This window comes from Streptosporangium sandarakinum, from assembly GCF_013409935.1.
Taxonomy (GTDB): Bacteria; Actinomycetota; Actinomycetes; order Streptosporangiales; family Streptosporangiaceae; genus Streptosporangium; species Streptosporangium nondiastaticum.
The window spans coordinates 1,365,592-1,381,659 of the sequence record NZ_JACCCO010000001.1 but is presented as its reverse complement, the minus strand read 5'-3'; the positions used below and the strand labels follow the sequence as shown (position 1 = coordinate 1,381,659).

Below are 16,068 nucleotides of genomic sequence, written 5' to 3'. Positions count from 1 at the left end.
GCTCAGCGGACACGGAATCACGGCGGGTCCGGTCGGTCGGGCGCGGGGCTACGGCCGGTCCAGCAGGCTGAGCGCCAGGTCGAAGGCGGCGTGGGCGTCCGCGGTGAACAGGACGAACCGCACTTCCGACACCCGAGTGGCCGTGGCGCTCACGGTGCCGACCGCGATGCGGGCGGCGTCGTCCATCGGCCAGCCGTACACCCCCGCCGACACCGCGGGGAAGGCGACGCCGGCCGCGCCGAGCTCGTCGGCGACCCGCAGCGACTCGCGGTAGCAGGAGGCGAGCAGCTCCGAACGGTCCTCGCCGGCGGAGAAGACGGGGCCGACGGTGTGGATGACCCAGCGGGCCGGCAGCTCGCCCGCGGTGGTGGCCACCGCCATGCCGGTCGGCAGCCCGTTGACGTAGCGGGAGGCGCGCAGCTCGCGGCACTCGGCGAGGATCGCCGGGCCGCCGCGCCGGTGGATCGCCCCGTCGACCCCGCCGCCCCCGAGGAGCGAGGAGTTGGCGGCGTTGACGACGGCGTCGACGTTCTGGGTGGTGATGTCCCCGGGGACCAGCGTGATTCTCATCGAAACTCCTTGAGCGTGGAGACCCCGGGCTTCGGCCGCGGGGAGGAGACCAGGCCCGTAATCTTCCACCGCGGCCGGTCTTCTCACATCCCGCCGGTGCGCCGGGCCGAGTCCTTGACGTCCTCGGTCAGATCGATTAGACCTCAGGAGGTCATCGATCATCTCCCGGGAGGACACCATGTTCGACAGAGCGTTGCCGCGACGCGCGGTACGCGCCGCGATGGTCATGGCGGCGACGGGCTCGCTGGTCACATCGGGAGTGATGCCCGCTTCGGCGGCCGAGGCCGGGGGCAGGCCGCCGAGGCCGACGAATGGTCCGTGTCAGTACACCCCGACCCCGGACGAGCCGGCCGCGCGCAAGGTGCCGCTGCCGCCGGACCCGCGTCGCACCCCCACCCGCCCCGTCTCCGCGGTCCTCAAGACCAACCACGGCGACATCGGGCTCACCCTCGACGCGGCCAAGGCCCCCTGTACGGTGCAGAGCTTCGTGCACCTGATCCGGCACAGGTTCTACGACGCCACCTCGTGCCACCGGCTGACCGCCTATGACCGGCTGAAGGTGCTGCAGTGCGGTGATCCCAACTTCACCGGCGAGGGCGGACCGGGCTACCGGTACAAGGACGAACTGCCCACCGATCTGCCGCCGTGGCCGGGCGACTCCACCGGGCAGCGCAGGACGTACGCGCGCGGAGTGCTGGCCATGGCCAACGCCGGGCCGGACACCAACGGCAGCCAGTTCTTCCTGGTCTACGGCGACTCCGGGCTGGCGGCCAACTACACGGTCTTCGGGACGGTCGACGCCGCCGGGCTCGCCGCCCTGGACCGCATCGCGGCCGGTGGCATCCAGCCCGTCGAGGGAGGCCCGACACCGCCGGTGGACGGCAGGCCCGCCCTCCCGGTCGACATCGGCGACGCCCGGATCCGGCACTAGTCGTCCGCGGTGACGCCTCCGCGGCGGATCGTCAGCGGAGGCGTCACCGCCGAACGCCGTTCCGCCGCCGCGACCGTACGGCGGACGCGCCGGGGACCGGGCGGCGGGCACGCGCGAGGAGAGGGTGTGGGGCGTGAGGGCCGACGGAGACTCCGGCGTGCCGGGATCCTTGAGGAGGGTGCTCGCCGACGTCGCCGCCGAACGGGCCGCGCAGGACGCCATGTGGGGGATACAGGAGCACCCCGACGGCACCGGCTCCGAGGGCACGGCCGCCGCCGACCGCGCCAAGCGCGACCTCGACGAGGCCAAGCGCGCGGGCGGGGTCACCTGGCGGCACATCCTGCGCGAGGAGGTCCTGGAGGCGTTCGCCGAGGACGACCCCGACCTGCTGCGTGGCGAGCTGATCCAGGTCGCCGCCGTCGCCGTCAAGTGGGCGCAGGCCCTCGACCGGCGCGTCGCGACCGCGCCGCACCGGGTGCGCCGGACCCGGTTCACCGCGATCGTCGACGTGCACGTGATGTTCGTCCGCGACGGCGCGCTGCTGCTCGGGCGGCGGGCGAACACCGGGTACGGCGACGGCCTGTGGCACCTGCCCAGCGGGCACCTGGAGGCCGGGGAGCCGGCGCTCCGGGCCGCGGCCCGCGAGGCGGCGGAGGAGGTCGGCGTCACCGTCGACCCGGCCGACCTGACCTTCGTCCACGTCATGCACCGCGCCCCCGACCGGGTCGGGCTGTTCTTCCGGGCCGAGCGCTGGACCGGCGAGCCGTACAACGCCGAACCCGGCAAGTGCGACGGCCTGGCCTGGTATCCGATGGACGGGCTGCCCGCGGACATGGTCGACTACCCCGCGGCGGCCCTGCGGGCGATCGCGGAGGGGCGGGGCTTCGCGCTCCACGGCTGGGACGACCCGGAGCGCTGAGCCCCGGGGGCGGTGAGCCCAGAGCGGTGAGCCCAGAGCGGTGAGCCCGGGGCGCTGAGCCCGGGGCGGCGGCCCCGGGCGTCCGGCGGGCTTCCGGCGGCCTCCGGCAGGGTGGAGACGGGTGAAATTTTCACGGGACCCGCGACCCGCCGGTGAGGATCGCACCTGGTGACCGGCCGGACTCGGCGCGGTACGACCGGGCGACCGTTTGCAGCGAGGAGACCGGACTTTATGGTGCGTCGTGCAGGAGGGACCCCACAGACGTTCGCGACCCCCGGAGCAGCGCACCATGACGGACACGAGAGAACGACGCGGCATGAGCCGGGCCGTCGCGGTGATCCTCGCCGCGCTCGGCCTGGTCCTCGCGGCGGGAGCGGTCACCGCCCCGGCACGCGCCGACACGACCATCTGCGAGAAGTACGGCTCGACCACCATCCAGAACGGCAGGTACATCGTCCAGAACAACAACTGGGGTGACGACACGACCCAGTGCGTCAACGTCACGGGCACCGGCTTCACCGTCACCCAGGCGAGCCACAACAAGCCGACGAACGGCGCGCCGGGCTCGTACCCGTCGATCTACGCCGGATGCCACTACGCCAACTGCACCTCCGGCAGCGGCCTGCCGATGCGGGCCAGCGACAGCCGGTTCAACGGCGTCCAGACCAGCGTCAGCATGACCTACCCCGGCAGCGGGGTGTACGACGCCGCCTACGACATCTGGTTCGACCCGACCCCGCGGACCGACGGCCAGAACACCGGCGCCGAGATCATGGTGTGGCTCAACCGCGTGGGGCCGATCCAGCCGGTCGGCTCGCGGGTGGGCACGGTCAGCCTCGCCGGGGCCACCTGGGAGGTCTGGTACGGCAACATCCAGGTGCCCTCCGGCTACACCTGCGCCGCGTCCTGACCCGGCCCCGGGGGCGCGGCACGCGCGCTCGGCCGTACCCCCGGGCCGTTCCGCCTCCCTCGCCCCGGCGCCTCGACCGGCATCGGGTTCAACGGCTCCTACGGCGCCGGCGACCCGGCCCCGGCCGCACTCACCCCGAACGGCACGCCCCGCACGGTGTCCTGAGGAGCGGAAGCGGCCGCGGCGGGTTAAACGAACTGCGAAATGTCGGTGGGGCAGGCAAGAATGATCGCATCATGGTCATCTCACCTTCGCTCCCGTTCGCGGCCACGACGTCCCCCAACGGCGACATCGTGGTCTTCTACGTCGGTCCCGAGCCGCGCATGACGCCCGAGCAGGCGCTCGCGTTCGCCGACCGGCTGCGCGACATGGCCGCCGAGCGCCTCGCGCCCGCCTGACCCGCATCCGTCCCCCTCGACCGGCCTCCCGGCGTCACCGGGTGGTGAACCGGGCCGGTTCACCGTACGGCGCTACCAGGCGGTGAACCGGCTCCGCGCGGCGCAGGGCACCGGGCGTCGCTCGCGCGGGCCGGCCGGGGGAATGGTCGCCTGCACCGCGGCCACGATGTGGGCGTACGGTGACCCCTCCTCCTCCAGTTCCCCGCGCAGCTCCGCCAGGTCCGCGCGGTGCTCGCGCAGCAGCTGCACGGCCGGATCCACGGCGCCGCGGGCCGACAGCTCGCACACCGCCGCCAGGTGGTCGGCCGGCTGCTCACCGGACAGGCCGAACCCCGCGGTGCGGAAGGCGTTCTCGAACCGGTGCAGAGTCTCCTGGCGTTCGGCCGCGTCGCCGGGGGAGTGGCAGGCCAGGCGGAACCGGCGGTTGCGTCCCGGGCCGAGCACCGCGGTGTGGTGCGCCTCCAGGGCGGTCTGGGACGTGGCCGCCACGTGGACGAGGAAGGCGGTCAGCCGGTTGCGGACCTCGCCGAAGGGAAGCGTGGCGACCGATCTCGCCAGGAGCGGCCACGCCTCCCGCAGCCCCTCGTCGGGCCGTCCGAGCAGTACCGAGGCGACCATGTGGGCGGTGCGCACCCCGCCGTCGAGAACGCTCATGACGACGCGGCGCCCGTCGCGGCTCGTGCCGGCGCGGCCGACGGTCCTCGTCCGGTTCTCTCCCGGGCGACCTGTCGGGCGGTCATCATGTGGGAATCCCTTCCGGACCCTGTGGCGTCATACGTGCGGGGACCAGCTTTTCGGGATGGCCGGTCGGCGCGGCAGGGTCTTTGGTCGGGCCGCCTGGGACTAAGGTCCTTAAGTTCACATAAAGCAGGAAATATCCGGTGGTACGGCCGACGGTGCGGCGAGGGGCGGCGCGGCGGGTGGCGGCGCCGCCGGCCGTACGGCGGACGCCCGCCCGCCGTACGGCCCGCGGGTCCGTCAGTGGGTCGGTTCCCACCCGCGCCGGGGCGCCGTCAGGCCGCGCCGGTCGTCCCGGCTGCGGTAGACGATGTAGGGACGGGTGAGATAGCCGACCGGCGCGGTGAGCGCGTGGACCAGCCGGGTGAACGGCCAGATCGCGAACAGCACCAGCGCGCTGAGCGCGTGCAGCCGGAACAGCGGCGGGGCGCCCGCCATCAGCTCGCCCTCCGGGTGGAGCAGGAAGATCGACCGGAACCACGGGGAGATCGTCGTGCGGTAGTCGTAGCCGCCGCCGATGACGTTGGCCACGACCGTCGCGGCCAGGCCGAGCGCGATGGTCAGGGCGAGGACCGCGTACATGAGCTTGTCGTTGCGGGTCGTGGCGGTGAACACCGGGCCGACGGTGCGGCGCCGGTAGACCAGGATCACCAGGCCGCCCACGGTCGCCACGCCCGCCAGCGTGCCGAGCACGACGGCCGCGACGTGGTAGGCCGTCTCGCTCACCCCGGCGGCCTCGGTCCAGCCCTTGGGGACCACCAGCCCGCCGACGTGGCCGAGGATCACCAGGAGCAGGCCGAAGTGGAACAGCGGGCTGCCGGCCCGCAGCAGCCGGGACTCGTACATCTGCGACGAGCGCGTGGTCCAGCCGAACCTGTCGTAGCGGTAGCGCCACACGTGACCGAGCACGAAAACGGTCAGCGCCACGTAGGGGGCCACCACCCACAGCGCCGTGTCCAGGGCGTTCACCGGTCGCCCCCCGCGATCGCGTAGGGCTCCAGCCCGACCTCCTCGGCGGGCGGTCCCTCGGCCGCCAGGCGCAGCGCCGCCTCCTGCTCCCACGGGCGGGCCGGCGGAAGGGTCGCCTGCACCGCGGCCACGACGTCGGCGTACGGCGACCCCTCCTCCCGCAGCGCCCGCGTCAGCACCGCCAGGCCCGCGCGGTGCTCGCGCAGCAGCCGCATGGCGGGCCCGGTGGCGCCGCGCGCCGACAGCTCGCACACCACCGCCAGGTGGTCGGGCAACTCCTCGCCGGAGAGGTCGAACCCCGCCGCGCGGACCGCGTGCCTGAACCGCAGCAGCGCCGCGCCGCGCCTGCGGGTGTCGCCGTAGGTGTAATACGTCAGGTACGGGCAGCAGCGCCGTTTCAGGTCGAACGTCGCCACGTAGTGCGCCTCCAGCTCCCGCCGCGGGGTGGCGGCCACGTGGCGGAGGAAGGCGGCCAGCCGGGCGCGGACCTCCCCGAAGGGGAGGGTCTCCACCGACCTCGAAAGGAGCGGCCGCGCCTCGTACAGCCGTTCGTCGGGGTAGCCGAGCAGCACCGAGGCCACCATGTGGGCGGTGCGCAGCCCGGCGTCGTCGAGAGCGCTCATGTCTTCCTCTCATCGTCCTGGCGGGAGCCGTCGTCCTGGCGGGAGCCGTCGTCCTGGCGGGGGAAGAGGCCCTCGGGGACGCCCTTGCCGTCCCAGTTGAGGAGGTTGACCCGGCCGCGGAGCCGGTCGGCCTCGGCCAGGCCCTCGGTGGTCTGCCGGTCCTTGAGCGCGTGGAAGGTCTCCACGGAGACCGGCGCGGGCATGCCGGACGCCTCACCGAACGGACCGCCCATGCCGGGGCCGCCCTCGCGGTCGAGGCTGCAGCCGGTGGCCGTCTCCTCCAGCCACGCGCCCTGCTCGGCGTGCGCCCGGGGGATGACGTAGCGCTCGTCGTAGGCGGCGATGGCCAGCAGCCGGTACATCTCCTCGATCCGCTCGCCGGTCATGCCGACGGACTCGGCGATCGAGGGGTCCGGCTGCTGCCCGAGGTTGTCGCGCCGCATGTGGGAGCGCATCGCCGCCAGCCTGTGCAGCACCGCGCGGACCGGCTCGGGGTCGCCGGCGGTGAACAGCCCGGCCAGATAGTCGATCGGGATGCGCAGCGTGTCGATGGCGCCGAACAGGTTGCCGGCGTCCTCGCCGTCGTGGCCGGTGCCGGCCAGCGCGTCGACGACCGGCGACAGCGGCGGGACGTACCAGACCATCGGCATCGTCCGGTACTCCGGGTGCAGCGGCAGCGCGACGTTGTAGTCGAAGATGAGCTTGTACACGGGGGAGCGGCGGGCGGCCTCCAGCCAGTCCTCCGGGATGCCCTGCGCCCTGGCCGCCGCGGCCACCTCGGGGTCGTGCGGGTCGAGCAGCACGCTCCGCTGCGCCTCGTACAGGTCCTTCTCATCCGGTACGGCGGCGGCCTCGGCGACCCGGTCGGCGTCGTACAGCAGCAGGCCGATGTAGCGCAGCCGCCCGACGCACGTCTCGGAGCAGACGGTGGGGATGCCCACCTCGACCCGCGGGTAGCAGAAGGTGCACTTCTCGGCCTTGCCGGTGCGGTGGTTGAAGTACACCTTCTTGTACGGGCAGCCGGTCACGCACATCCGCCAGCCGCGGCAGCGGTCCTGGTCCACCAGGACGATGCCGTCCTCGGAGCGCTTGTACATCGCGCCGGAGGGGCAGGAGGCCACGCACGAGGGGTTGAGGCAGTGCTCGCAGATGCGCGGCAGGTAGAACATGAACGCCCGCTCGAACTCCAGCTTCACCTCCTCCGAGACCTTGCGCAGCACCGGGTCGGCGGGCGCCAGCTCCGGCCCGCCGGCCAGGTCGTCGTCCCAGTTCGCGCTCCAGGTGATCTTGGTGTCCTCGCCGGTGATGAGGGACCTGGGCCGCGCGACCGGGGTGTCCTCCTGCGCGGGGGCGGAGAACAGCCGGTCGTAGTCGTAGGTCCAGGGCTCGTAGTAGTCCTGGATCGACGGCATCAGCGGGTTGGCGAAGATGGACAGCAGCTTGCGCAGCCGCCCGCCGGCCCGCAGGTGCAGCCGGCCGCGCCGGTTCAGCTCCCAGCCGCCCCTCCATTTCTCCTGGTCCTGGTAGGTGCGCGGATAGCCCTGGCCGGGACGGGTCTCGACGTTGTTGAACCAGACGTACTCGACTCCGGCCCGGTTGGTCCACGCCTGCTTGCAGGTGACCGAGCAGGTGTGGCAGCCGATGCACTTGTCGAGGTTCATCACCATGGCGAGCTGCGCCATGACCCTGGTCATCGCCCGCTCACCTCCTCCCGCTCGAAGGGCACGAAGGGCATGAAGGGTTCGAAGGGACGGCGCGGTTCCGTGGCGGGCATCAGTAGTCGACCTCCTGCGAGCGGCGGCGGACCACCGTGATCTCGTCGCGCTGGTTGCCGGTCGGGCCCAGGTAGTTGAAGGCGAACGTGAGCTGGGCGTAGCCGCCGATGAGGTGGGTCGGCTTGACCAGCAGGCGGGTCAGGGAGTTGTGGATGCCGCCGCGCCGGCCGGAGGTCTCGCTCTTCGGCACGTCCACCACCCGCTCCTGGGCGTGGTACATGTACACCGTCCCGGTCGGCATGCGGTGCGAGACGACCGCCCGCGCCACCACCACGCCGTTGCGGTTGACCGCCTCCACCCAGTCGTTGTCGGCGATGCCCGCGCGGGCGGCGTCGGCCGGGCTCATCCAGATGGTCGGCCCGCCTCGCGACAGCGACAGCATCAGCAGGTTGTCCTGGTACTCGGAGTGGATCGACCACTTGGAGTGCGGGGTGAGGTAGCGCACGACGACGCCCTCGGCGCCGCCCTCCCCGAGGCCCGGCTCGCCGAACAGCGCGGTCATGTTCAGCGGCGGCCGGTAGACCGGAAGCGCCTCCCCGGCCTCGTGCATCCAGTCGTGGTCCAGGAAGAAGTGCTGGCGGCCGGTGAGGGTGTGCCAGGGTTTGCGGTGCTCGACGTTGACGGTGAACGCCGAGTAGCGGCGCCCGCCGGTCTCGCTGCCCGACCACTCCGGGGAGGTGGTCACCGGCACCGGGCGGGCCTGGGTGTCGGCGAAGGTGATCCGCTTGTGCTCGTCGGCTAGGCCGTCGAAGGAGGTCCCGGTACGGCGGGCCAGCGTGGCGAACCCCTGCGCGGCCAGCCGCCCGTTGGTGGTGCCCGACAGGGCGAGGATCGCCTCGCACATGTCGACGTCGCGGGCCAGGGACGGCCGGCCGTCGGCCGCACCGCCGCGGACGGCGCCGTTGAGGCTCCGCAGCCGGTCCACCTCCTCGGCCACGTCGTAGGTGACGCCCTTGGTCGTGGCGCCGAGCCGGTCCGTCAGGGGGCCGAGCGCCGCCATCTTCTCCGCGACGGCGCCGTAGTCGCGCTCGACCGTCACGATCTTCGGGAAGTCCCGGCCGGGCACGGGCGTCTCCCCGGTCAGCCGCCAGTCGCGCACCCGGCCGTGCGGGGTGGCCAGCTCGTCGGGGGTGTCGTGCAGCAGCGGCACCGCCACCACGTCCCGCCGTACCCCGAGATGGGTGCGGGCCAGGGCGCTGAACGCCTTGGCGATGGCGGCGAACGCGGCGAAGTCGGTGCGGGTCTGCCAGGGCGGGTCGATCGCGGGGGAGAAGGCGTGTACGAACGGGTGCATGTCGGTCGACGACAGGTCGTGCTTCTCGTACCACGTCGCGGCGGGCAGCACGATGTCGGAGAACAGCGTCGTGGACGTCATGCGGAAGTCCAGCGACAGCAGCAGGTCGAGCTTGCCCTGTGGCGCCTCCTCGCGCCAGCGCACGTCGCCGGGCCGCTGGTCGGGCGCGGCCTCCTCCGCCCGCACCGAGGAGTCGGTGCCCAGCAGGTGGCGCAGGAAGTACTCGTTGCCCTTGGCCGAGGAGCCCAGCAGGTTGGCACGCCACACCGTCAGCACCCGCGGCCAGTTGCCCGGCGCGTCGGGGTCCTCGCAGGCGAAGCCGAGGGCGCCCGAGGCGACCCGCCCGGCGATGTACGGTCCCGGCTCCAGCCCGGCCGCGGCGGCCTCGTCGGCCAGGTCCAGGGGGTTGCGGTCGAACGTCGGGTACGACGGCATCCAGCCCAGCCGGGCCGACTGCGACAGCAGGTCCGCGGTGGACTTCCCGGCGAACGAGCCGTCGCCGAGCGGGGAGGAGACGGTGTCGGCGGTGTAGGTGTCGTAGCGCCACTGGTCGGTGTGCAGGTACCAGTAGGCGGTGCCGATCATCTGCCGGGGCGGGCGCGCCCAGTCGAGCCCGCCCGCGAGCTGCGCCCAGCCGGTGACGGGCCGGCACTTCTCCTGACCCACGTAGTGCGCCCAGCCGCCGCCGTTGACGCCCTGGCAGCCGGTCAGCGTGGTCAGCGCCAGGAACGACCGGTAGATCGTGTCGGAGTGGAACCAGTGGTTGGTGCCCGCCCCCATGATGATCATCGAGCGGCCGCCGGACTCCTCGGCGGTGCGGGCGAACTCGCGGGCGATCCGCGCCGCCCGCGCCGCCGGCACCCCGGTCACCGCCTCCTGCCAGGCGGGGGTGTACGGCTCGGCCGCGTCCTCGTAGGAGGCCGGCCAGCCGCCCGGCAGGCCGGGGCGGGCCACGCCGTACTGGGCGAGCAGGAGGTCGAAGACCGTGGTGACGAGGCGGTCCGCGACCCGCAGCGCGGGCACCCCGCGGCGCAGCACCCCGTCGCCGTCCGGCTGGTCGAACCGGGGCAGCGCGACCGGTACGGCCTCGGCCCCGGGCAGGCCGTGCAGGGACGCCGCCGGGTCGATGTCGCCGAGGTCGAGGTTCCAGCGGCCTTCGCCCTCGGCGGAGTAGCGGAAGCCGAGTGAGCCGTTGGGCACGGCCGGGCCGCCGGTCGTCCGGTCCAGGAGCACCGTCTTGAACGCCGCCTCCGCCCCCTCCTCGCCGAGGTCGGCGGCGGTCAGGAACTTCCCGGGCACCAGGGAGCCGTCGCGCTCCTCCAGCGCGACCAGGAACGGCAGGTCGGTGTGGCGCCGGATGTAGTCGTCGAAGTAGGGCGTCCGCCGGTCGGCGAAGAACTCCTTCAGGATCACGTGGCCCATGGCCATGGCCAGCGCGCCGTCGGTGCCCGGGTGCGGGGCCAGCCACTCGTCGGCGAACTTGGTCGCGTCGCTGTAGTCGGGGGAGACGACCACGACCTTCTGGCCGCGGTAGCGGGCCTCGGCCATGTAGTGCGCGTCGGGGGTGCGGGTGACCGGAACGTTGGAGCCCCACAGCATCAGGTAGGCGGCGTCCCACCAGTCGGCCGACTCAGGCACGTCGGTCTGGTCGCCGAAGACCTGCGGGGAGGCGACCGGCAGGTCGGCGTACCAGTCGTAGAACGACAGCATGGTGCCGCCGATCAGCGAGACGAACCGGGATCCCGCGGCGTGGGAGACCATGGACATCGCGGGGATGGGGGAGAACCCGGCGACCCGGTCGGGGCCGTACGTCCTGATCGTGTGCACGTGCGCGGCGGCGATCATCTCCGTCGCCTCGTCCCAGGTGACGCGGACCAGGCCGCCCTTGCCCCGGGCCGACTGGTAGCGGCGGCGCCGTACCGGGTCGGAGACGACGTCGGCCCAGGCGGCCACCGGGTCGCCGAGCCGCGCCTTCGCCTCCCGGTACATCTCCACCAGCACGCCGCGGGCGTAGGGGAAGCGGACCCGGGTGGGGGAGTAGGTGTACCAGGAGAACGCGGCGCCCCGCGGGCAGCCGCGCGGCTCGTACGCCGGCCGGTCGGGCCCGACGCTGGGGTAGTCGGTCTGCTGCGCCTCCCAGGTGATGATCCCGTCCTTGACGTAGACCTTCCACGAGCAGGAGCCGGTGCAGTTCACCCCGTGTGTGGAGCGCACCACCTTGTCGTGGCTCCACCGGTCGCGGTAGAAGGCGTCGCCCTGGCGGCCGCCGATCTGATGCAGCGTCCGCAGGTCTGGGGACACCTCCCCGGGGCGCAGGTGGCGGCCCAGCCGGAGCAGGGCGTCGCTGACGGGTCCATCCACGGCGGTCATGCGGTGCCCTCCTTCGGCTCCTTCGCGCCGAGCGCGAAGCGGCAGTAGACGAACGCGGCGGCGGCGACCGTCGCAAGCAGCATCAGCCCGATGGCGTAGGAGCCGGTCGCCTGGTAGATCAGCCCCATCACGATCGGCGGCAGGAACCCGCCGAGCCCGCCGGCCGCGCCGACCACGCCGGTCGCGCTGCCGACCATCGGGCCCGGGATCATCCGCCCCAGCAGGGCGAACACCGCGCCGTTGCCCACGCCGAGCGCCGCGGCCATGGCCAGGAAGGCGGCCGTGGCCAGCGGCATCGCCGGGGTGAAGGCCACCACGACCGCGCACGCCGTCACGACCGCCAGCGCCACGGCCAGCACCGGGCGGCCGCCCAGCCGGTCGGACAGCCAGCCGCCCGCGGGCCGGGCGAGGGTGGCCAGCACCACGAACCCGGCGGCGCGGGCCGCGGCGTCGGCGGTGGTCAGGCCGTAACCGGACTTGAGGTACAGCGGCAGGTAGACGCCGAAGGCGACGAACCCGCCGAAGGTCAGCGCGTACATCGCCGCCAGCTCACGGGTGACGCGCAGCCGTGCCGCGACGAGGAACCGGGTGGTGAACGGCTCGGCGGCCGGCCGGGTGCCCGGGGCGTTCCGGCCCACCAGCCAGAAGACCACGCCGACCACGACGAGCGCGGCGGCGACCACGAAGAACGGCGCCCTGCGCCCGTAGGAGTCCGCCAGCCACGGGGTGGCGAAGCCGGAGATCGCGGTGCCGATGTTGCCCATGCCGAAGATCCCCAGCGCCAGCCCGCGGCGCTCCGGCGGATACCACGCGTTGACGTACGGCACGCCGATCGCGAAGGTCGCCCCCGTCATGCCGAGCAGGAACCCGCCGGTCAGCAGCGCCGGGTAGTTCTCGACGAAGGCCAGGAACACCACGGGCACCACGCCCAGCAGGCTCGCCACCGCGAAGACCGCGCGCCCGCCGTAGCGGTCGGTCAGCCCGCCCAGCACGATCCGGCCCAGCGACCCGACGATGACCGGGACGGCGACCAGGATCGACACCTCGCCGGGACTCAGCCGGAGAAGCTCCTGGTAGGCCGGGCCGAGCGGGCTGAGCAGGGCCCAGGCCCAGAAGTTCACCGCGAACGCGACCGTCGCCAGTATCAGCGCGACCGTCGCGCCTCCTCCGGCTCCGGTCGCCCGCGGGGCGGTCTGCGGGGTGGTCCTCATCGCGATGAAAGCCTCCGGTCCCTGGCGGCGAGCGTTCGGAGGTACCTTCCCCGGATGGCTGGTTGAACATCAGGGTCTTTGGTCCCATCGCCTCGTCCCAATGACACATACCGGTCAGGAGGCGGCAAAGGTTCTCATGCCACCGCCGCCCGCGCCGGGCGGCGCGGACGGCGGTGGGTTCGCTCAGCGGATGAGGCTCTCAGCTGATGAGGTCTTCAGCGGATGGGCTCCTCAGCGGGTGGGGTCGAAGTCACGCAGGGCCCCGGGCTGCTTGCCGGTGGTGATCTGCTCGGCGAGCATGCGCCCGGTCACCGGCCCGTGGGTGAACCCCCACATGCCGTGCCCGCCCGCGACGAACCGTCCCGGCGCGTTGGTCGCGCCGACGAGCGGCCGCCCGTCGGGCGTGACGGGGCGGGGGCCGACCCAGGTGTCGGTGCGCTCCTCCCAGGAGACGCCGGCCAGCAGCGGCCGGGCGGACTCGATGATGGACTGGACCCGCCGCGGCTCCAGGGGGGCGTCCGCGTCGCGGAACTCCATCGTCCCGGCGACGCGCAGCCCGCCCTGGTACGGCGTGCAGGCCACGCGTACGGCGGGCAGGTAGATCGGCCCCGGCACCGGCTCGGTGGTCGGCACGGTGAAGGAGTAGCCGCGTCCGGCGCGCACCGGCGTCCGCACCCCCCACTCCCGGCCGAGCACGTTCAGCCAGGCGCCGGTGGCCAGGACGACGGCGTCGGCGGTGACGCCGTCCCCCGCGCCGGACCGGACGGTGAGCCGGCCCGCGTCGTCATCCACCCCGGTCACCCGGAAGCCGGACCGGATGACGCCGCCGCGGGCGACGACCGAGCGGGCCAGCGAGCGGGTGAACTCCCCGGGGTCGACGTAGCGCTGGCCGTCCAGCCGGATCCCGACCCGCACCCCGGAGGAGAGCTGCGGCGCGTACCCGGAGAGGCGGTCGCGGTCGAGCACCTCGTAGTCGATGTGCAGCCCGGACCGGTTGATCCGGCGCAGCTCGTGCAGGAGGCCCACGGCCTGGCGCGAGGTCTCGAACCCGGCCAGGATCGGCGCCTCGATCGTGGGGGACTCGACGCCGTTGGCGGTGAGCACGTCGAACGCCTCCAGGCACTCCTCGTTGAACGGGAGGTTGGCCTGTACGGCGCGGCCCCACGACCGCCAGGTGCAGTTGGCGGCGAACCGGGTGAGGAAGGACCACAGCTTCGTGTCCAGCGTGGCCGGCACGTGCAGCGGGGCGCTCGGGTCCAGCAGGGAGCGCATGCCGTAGCGCAGCACCCCGGGCTCGTTCAGCGGGATGGCCAGCCCCGGGGAGAGCCAGCCCGCGTTGCCCCACGACGCGCCCGCGGCGACGCCGTCGCGGTCGACCACGGTGACCTCCACACCGCGCTCCTGCAGGAACCAGGCGGTGGACAGTCCCACCACGCCGGCGCCGATCACCACCGCCGTGCGCGGTCCGCCCTCGATGCCCATGACAACCTCTCCGCTCCGACTCGTCCGCTCGCCGTACGCACGGCGTCCGGCGGACGTACGCTCGTCGTACGCCCGACGCGGGTCTTGCCCACGTGGCACGAGCATGACGCGCCCGGCGCGGGAACGGTCTGTCGGCGCCGGACAACCGGGGGCGCCGGGCTTGTCCGGCCGCGACAAACACCCGGGCCGCCGGGACGCCTTCGGGAGACGCCGGGACGTTCCCGGGAGACGCCGGGACGCCTTCGGGGCCGCCGCGGACGCCGGAAGGCCGGGCCGCCGCCCGGGGTCAGGACCGCTCGTCCTGCCCGGCGGCCAGCGCGATGATCATCGCCAGCCGCTTCTCCGGCAGCTCCAGCTGCAGGCTCGTGATCTCCCCCATCCGGCGCAGCCGGTAGCGGACGGTGTTGGGGTGGACGCCCAGGCGGCTCCCGGCGGCGACCGGGTCCCCCTGCTCCTCCAGCCAGGCGCGCAGCGTCGCGATGTACCGGGTGCCGTGCTCGGCGTCGTGCCGGGTCAGCTCGGCGACGGGCCCGCGGGCCGGGACGCGCCCGGCGGAGGCGGCCGCCCGCAGACGCTGCAGCAGGATCCCGTCCCACGACTCGTCGTAGACGACCGCCAGGTCGCCGCCGGGCCGGGCGGCCCGCAGGGCGAGGCTCTCGTCGGCCTCCTGCCGGCTCGCGGGCAACTGGCCCAGGTCCGCGGCTCCGCCGACGCCGGCGAACACGGTGACCCGCCGCGGCAGGACGTTCACGATCGAGGCGAGCCAGTCGCGGGCGGGCCCGGGGTCGCCGCCGCAGGGCAGCACGGTGTACAGGGTGTTGCCGAACAGCGCGCTGCGTCCCGGCCGGGACCAGCCGAACCCCGTGGTCGCGCGTTCGAAGGCCAGCAGGATCGCCGCGTGCCGCTCCTCGGCGACGTGGGCCTGCAACGCGATCACCCGGAACCGGCCCCGGGGCAGGCCGAGCCTGCTGACCAGGGAGGGCGCCTCGGCCGTGCCCTCCAGCAGCCGGATGACGAGGTCCGACTCCACCTGGCGCTCCAGATCGGCGCCGACCCGGGACCGCAGCAGGTGCAGCGCGACGGCCCGCGCCCCGTCCACGAGGACGACCCGGCGCTCCTCGGGCAGCGGGCGCTCGCACTCCACCCAGATCGAGCCGAGCAGCTCGCGTCCGGCGCGCACCGCGACCACCATGCGTCCCCGCAGGCCGTGTTCGGGCGAGGGCTCGACGAACAGAGGCTCGTCGGAGGTCGTCAGGTGCGCGAAGACGCCCCCGCGCTCGAACAGCCGGCGCATCGCCTCCGGCACCCGCCGGCCCAGGATCGTCTCCAGCCGTGCCGGGTCGGCGGCCTGCTGCGAACCGGAGTAGGCCAGCACCCGCGACATCTGGTCCTCGATCGTCACCGCGGAGCCGACCTCGGCCGCCAGCGCGTCGGCCAGGGCGAACAGGTCGGTGGGCCCCCGCCCGGCGTCGGTCTGGCGGCCCTCGACCACCAGCCCGTACACCACGCCGGCCAGCTGGCTCCACGACACCTCCGGCTCCACCAGCAGCACGGCGATCCCGGCGTCCCGGGCGCCGGCCAGGGCCTCCTCGTCCAGCGGCGGCCGCCCGCGCACCAGCACCGCGGCGGCCCGCGCCGCGCGGGCCAGCCGTACGGCGTCGGCCGCCGAGTCCACGCCGACCGACAGGAAGACGTCGCCGGTCGCGGGGTGAGGGTCGGTCGGGTCGTGCACCGCCACGCTGCGCAGCTCCACCGCCCGCGACGCCGGGGCGCAGCACAGGCGGGCGCCGTATCCGCCGAGGACGTTCACCAGCCGGTCCAGTCTCAGCACGCGCCCACCTCCCTCACCGTGCCGTCCGTGCCCGCCGGGACACCCGC

13 protein-coding genes are annotated in these 16,068 nt (G+C 73.7%); 4 read left to right on the top strand and 9 right to left on the bottom strand.

All coding sequences use genetic code 11. The features are described 5' to 3' along the window. Positions 1 to 48 precede the first annotated feature (48 nt). A complete protein-coding gene (locus HDA43_RS06020; protein ID WP_179818720.1) occupies positions 49 to 570 on the bottom strand; it encodes an O-acetyl-ADP-ribose deacetylase in 522 nt (173 codons plus the stop codon). Between the two features lie 178 nt (positions 571 to 748). Between HDA43_RS06020 and HDA43_RS06015 the strand changes: the two genes are divergently transcribed. From HDA43_RS06015 to HDA43_RS06000, 4 genes are all read left to right on the top strand, one after another. Continuing rightward, positions 749 to 1,501, top strand: coding sequence for a peptidylprolyl isomerase (locus HDA43_RS06015; protein WP_179818719.1), 753 nt, complete (start codon positions 749 to 751; stop codon positions 1,499 to 1,501). A gap of 157 nt (positions 1,502 to 1,658) precedes the next feature. Continuing rightward, on the top strand, positions 1,659 to 2,420 hold the full coding sequence (locus tag HDA43_RS36315; protein WP_312873039.1) for an NUDIX hydrolase: 762 nt from the start codon (positions 1,659 to 1,661) through the stop codon (positions 2,418 to 2,420). Positions 2,421 to 2,709: 289 nt separating this feature from the next. Then, a complete protein-coding gene (locus tag HDA43_RS06005) occupies positions 2,710 to 3,330 on the top strand; it encodes a GH12 family glycosyl hydrolase domain-containing protein (RefSeq protein ID WP_179818718.1) in 621 nt (206 codons plus the stop codon). 236 nt (positions 3,331 to 3,566) lie between these two features. After that, a complete protein-coding gene (locus HDA43_RS06000) occupies positions 3,567 to 3,728 on the top strand; it encodes a hypothetical protein (RefSeq protein ID WP_179818717.1) in 162 nt (53 codons plus the stop codon). A gap of 72 nt (positions 3,729 to 3,800) precedes the next feature. On the opposite strand, the gene HDA43_RS05995 is transcribed toward HDA43_RS06000, so the two are convergent. The 8 genes from HDA43_RS05995 to HDA43_RS05960 form a co-directional block, all read right to left on the bottom strand. Then, on the bottom strand, positions 3,801 to 4,382 hold the full coding sequence (locus HDA43_RS05995; protein ID WP_179818716.1) for a nitrate reductase molybdenum cofactor assembly chaperone: 582 nt from the start codon (positions 4,380 to 4,382) through the stop codon (positions 3,801 to 3,803). A gap of 324 nt (positions 4,383 to 4,706) precedes the next feature. Next, positions 4,707 to 5,435, bottom strand: a complete 729-nt coding sequence (gene narI / locus HDA43_RS05990) for a respiratory nitrate reductase subunit gamma (RefSeq protein WP_312873038.1) — start codon at positions 5,433 to 5,435, stop codon at positions 4,707 to 4,709. Then, a complete protein-coding gene (gene narJ, locus HDA43_RS05985) occupies positions 5,432 to 6,058 on the bottom strand; it encodes a nitrate reductase molybdenum cofactor assembly chaperone (protein WP_179818715.1) in 627 nt (208 codons plus the stop codon). The genes narI and narJ overlap by 4 nt, the downstream gene beginning before the upstream one ends. Next, complete coding sequence (gene narH / locus HDA43_RS05980) at positions 6,055 to 7,752, bottom strand: nitrate reductase subunit beta (RefSeq protein WP_179818714.1); 1,698 nt, start codon at positions 7,750 to 7,752, stop codon at positions 6,055 to 6,057. Before narH ends, narJ begins: the two co-directional genes overlap by 4 nt. A gap of 79 nt (positions 7,753 to 7,831) precedes the next feature. Next, the gene (locus tag HDA43_RS05975; protein WP_179818713.1) at positions 7,832 to 11,497 is read right to left on the bottom strand and encodes a nitrate reductase subunit alpha; all 3,666 of its coding nucleotides are present in this window, start codon (positions 11,495 to 11,497) and stop codon (positions 7,832 to 7,834) included. Continuing rightward, the gene (locus tag HDA43_RS05970) at positions 11,494 to 12,708 is read right to left on the bottom strand and encodes an MFS transporter (protein ID WP_179818712.1); all 1,215 of its coding nucleotides are present in this window, start codon (positions 12,706 to 12,708) and stop codon (positions 11,494 to 11,496) included. The genes HDA43_RS05975 and HDA43_RS05970 overlap by 4 nt, the downstream gene beginning before the upstream one ends. Before the next feature lie 231 nt (positions 12,709 to 12,939). Continuing rightward, on the bottom strand, positions 12,940 to 14,190 hold the full coding sequence (locus HDA43_RS05965) for an NAD(P)/FAD-dependent oxidoreductase (RefSeq protein ID WP_179818711.1): 1,251 nt from the start codon (positions 14,188 to 14,190) through the stop codon (positions 12,940 to 12,942). 286 nt (positions 14,191 to 14,476) lie between these two features. Beyond that, a complete protein-coding gene (locus tag HDA43_RS05960) occupies positions 14,477 to 16,021 on the bottom strand; it encodes a PucR family transcriptional regulator (protein ID WP_179818710.1) in 1,545 nt (514 codons plus the stop codon). Positions 16,022 to 16,068 lie beyond the last annotated feature (47 nt).